Raw genomic sequence first — 3,321 nt, 5'->3', positions numbered from 1 at the left:
GACCGGGCCCGTTGCCGTATGCGCTCCCGCACAGCTGGTTCCCCGCCGCCAAGCGCACGCTGCCGACCTCGTTCGTACGTCGCCGGGGCCTCCTGCGGCCCGCTCGTCGCCGCTCCGGTGATCACCTTCGTGGTGACGAATGGGTGGGCACCTCCCTGTGCGTCGGAGCCCTCCTGGTGGCCGGGGCACTGGCCGCGACCTGGTTGATCAGGCCCGAGCGCGATGCCACGGCCTTCGCGGCGGCGCACCCTCCGACCGGGGCGGAGACCGCCGACCCCCGGCGCCGGAGGCCGGTCGCGAGCGCTGACCGCGCCCGCGGCCGACCCGCCCGCGAGCGGCCTCAGCGTGCCCCGGGGCGACCACCGGCCGCAGCGGTCACTGAGCGCGCCATTGACGCGTAGGTTAATCATGATTAGCCTCGATCTTCATATCTGACTCCTTCATTGCCAGGTCGAGATCGTTCTAAGTTTATCCCGGATCGGTCACACCTCCCGAGCGACCGGCTTGGCTCAGCTCTCTGGAAGAGGACCGCATGAACGACACCGAGCGCTACTCCGGCTATGAGTACCTGACCTTCCAACGCGACGGACACGTCCTTACGGTGGAGTTCAACCGCCCCGACGAGTACAACGCGATCCACATCCCGATGCACAGCGAGCTGGCCCGGATCTTCGCGGAGATCCGCACGGACGAAGACGTCCGCGCCGTGGTGCTGACGGGCCGGGGCAAAGCCTTCTCCGCGGGCGGCAACGTCCTGAAGGGCCCGCGCCCCGGGGCCGGTCCGGCGCTCGATGCCTTCTTCAAGGACGCCCGCAAGATCGTCACTGATCTGCTGGAGGTCCCTCAGCCGGTCATCGCGGCGATCAACGGGCCGGCCGTCGGCCTCGGGGCGACCCTGGCGCTGCTCTGCGACATCACCATGATGTCGCGTACCGCGATCATCTCCGACCCGCATGTGACCGTGGGCGTCGTGGCGGGTGACGGCGGCCTGATCGCCTGGCCCTGGCTGATCGGGATGGCGCGCGCCAAGGAGTACCTGCTGACCGGTGACAAGCTCACCGCCGCGGAGGCGGAGCGCATCGGACTGGTGAACCGGGTCGTCGAGCCCGAGCGGCTGCTCGACGAGGCGGGGGCCCTGGCGGCCCGGCTGGCCGGCGGCACGGTCCGCGCCATCCAGGGCACCAAGCAGGCCCTGAACCGGATCTGGCTCGACACCGCCAACCTCACTCTCGACGCGGCCCTCGCCACCGAGAAGGAGTGCTTCGCCTCAGGTGACCACGCGCTCGCGGTCGACGCCTTCCGCAAGGCGCACGCGGAGGCGAAGGCCGCCAAGGAGGCCAGAGCCGCCGAAGCCGCGGCCGAGGCATCCGCCTGACCCGGCGTCAGACGCCATCGAACGGAGAAAGGCTGAACGTGTCCGACATGATGTCGCCCGGACAGGTGGCGGAGGCGGCGAGCCTCTGCCAGGTCTTCCAGGCCACGGTCGCCGCAGGCCCCGACGAGATCGCGCTGCGCTCGTCGGACGGCGCGGTGACCCTCACCTGGGGCCAGTACGACCAGCGGATCCGCCGGATCGCGGCCGGGTTCGCCTCGCTCGGCGTGGGCCGGGGCAGCACCGTCGCCCTGATGCTCACCAACCGCCCTGAGTTCCACCTGGTCGACGCGGCGCTGATGCACCTGGGGGCCGCGTCGTTCTCGATCTACAACACCTATCCGGCCGACCAGATCGCCCATCTGTTCTCCGTCGCGGAGAACAAGGTCGTCGTCTGCGAGGGGCAGTTCCTCGACAGGGTCCGGGCGGCCGGTGAGCGGACCGGGGTGGAGACCGTCGTCTGCGTGGACGCCGAGACGAAGGGTGACGCCGAGCCGGGGAGTGACGCCGAGACCGAGCGCACGGAGGGTGTCGTCGGCCTGGCCGGCATCGAGTCCCGTGAGCCCTCCGACTCGGACTTCGACTTCGACGCCGCGTGGCGGGCGGTCACCCCCGACGACCTGCTCACCCTCATCTTCACCTCGGGCACCACCGGCGCCCCGAAGGGCGTGGAGCTGACCCACGGCAACATCCTCTTCTCGCTGAGCGGCAACATGACCGCGCAGACGGAGATCACGGGCAGCTCCGACCTCCGCGGCAGCATGGTCTCGTATCTCCCGGACGCCAACCTCGCCAATCGCTGGTCCGCCCACTACGGCCCGATATCGACCGGATCCATGGTCACCACGGTGCGCGACGGCAAGACGGTGATCCAGGCCCTGCGGGAGGTGCACCCCACCGGGTTCATGGGCGTGCCCATGATCTGGTACAAGATCAAAGCGCAGATCGAGCACGCCCTGGAGTCCCGGACAAGTGAGGACAGGGACCGGATCGACGACGCGCTTGGGCTGGGCACCGCGCAGGCCCGCGCGGAGGTGGCGGGCACCACGCTGTCCCCGGCGGAGCAGGAGCGGCTGGCACTCGCCGACGAGCAGGTTCTCCGGCCGATCCGCGAGGAGTTCGGGCTCGACAGGATGTGGGTGACCACCTCCGGCGGCGCCCCGATCGCACCGGAGGCCCTGGAGTTCTTCATGGCGCTGGGCGTGCCGCTGTGCGAGGTCTGGGGCATGACCGAGACCGCGGCGGCGGGCCTGGCGAACATGCCGGGCAAGCGGCGGCCGGGGACCGTGGGCCAGGTCCGGCACGGTGTGGAGGTCCGGCTCGCCCAGGACGGCGAACTGCTGCTCCGCAGCCCGGGCGTGATGCGCGGCTACCGCAACGAGCCGGAGAAGACGGCCGAGGCCGTCGACGCGGACGGCTGGCTCCACACCGGCGACGTCGCCACCATCGACGCCGAGGGCTATGTGCGCATCGTGGACCGCAAGAAGGACGTGATCATCAACTCGTCCGGCAAGAACATGGCGCCCTCGCACATCGAGAACTCCGTCAAGCTGGAGTGCCCGCTGATCGGGTCCATCGTCGCGATCGGCGACACCCGCCCCCATGTGACCGCCCTGATCACCCTCGACCCCGAGGAGGCCCGCGCCTTCACCGCCGCCCACGGGCTGGCCGGCGGCGGCCCGGAGTCCCTCGCCCGGGACCCGAAGGTCCGTGCCGCCGTCGAAGAGGGTGTCACCAGGGGCAACGCCCGGCTGGCCCGGGTGGAGCAGGTCCGCGGCTTCACCATCCTGCCCGTGTTCTGGGAGGCCAACAGCGACGAGCTGACAGCCACGATGAAGGTGCGGCGCAAGGTGGTCACCGACAAGTACGCCGAGGAGATCGAGGCGCTCTACGTCCGTCCGCAGGACCGCGGGGCCGCCGCGGCCCGCTGAGGAACCCCCGCCGCCGAG

At 70.6% G+C, this 3,321-nt stretch carries 3 protein-coding genes; all 3 read left to right on the top strand.

What is annotated here, in order from left to right:
- The coding region (locus ACWF94_RS37060; protein WP_453499084.1) for a hypothetical protein at positions 1-401 on the top strand (401 nt) is incomplete at its 5' end.
- A 131-nt stretch (positions 402-532) separates the two neighbouring features.
- On the top strand, positions 533-1,375 hold the full coding sequence (locus tag ACWF94_RS37055; RefSeq protein WP_453499082.1) for an enoyl-CoA hydratase/isomerase family protein: 843 nt from the start codon (positions 533-535) through the stop codon (positions 1,373-1,375).
- A 47-nt stretch (positions 1,376-1,422) separates the two neighbouring features.
- A complete protein-coding gene (locus ACWF94_RS37050; RefSeq protein ID WP_453499086.1) occupies positions 1,423-3,303 on the top strand; it encodes an AMP-dependent synthetase/ligase in 1,881 nt (626 codons plus the stop codon).
- Positions 3,304-3,321: the final 18 nt, after the last annotated feature.

This window comes from Streptomyces sp. NPDC055078, from assembly GCF_053607985.1.
This window is presented reverse-complemented; position numbering and strand designations above follow the sequence as displayed.

Excerpts from the sequence above, each read along its gene's own strand:
- ACWF94_RS37055 (WP_453499082.1), top strand. The coding sequence starts at position 533 with ATGAACGACACCGAGCGCTACTCCGGCTATGAGTACCTGACCTTCCAA.
- ACWF94_RS37050 (WP_453499086.1), top strand. The coding sequence starts at position 1,423 with ATGATGTCGCCCGGACAGGTGGCGGAGGCGGCGAGCCTCTGCCAGGTC.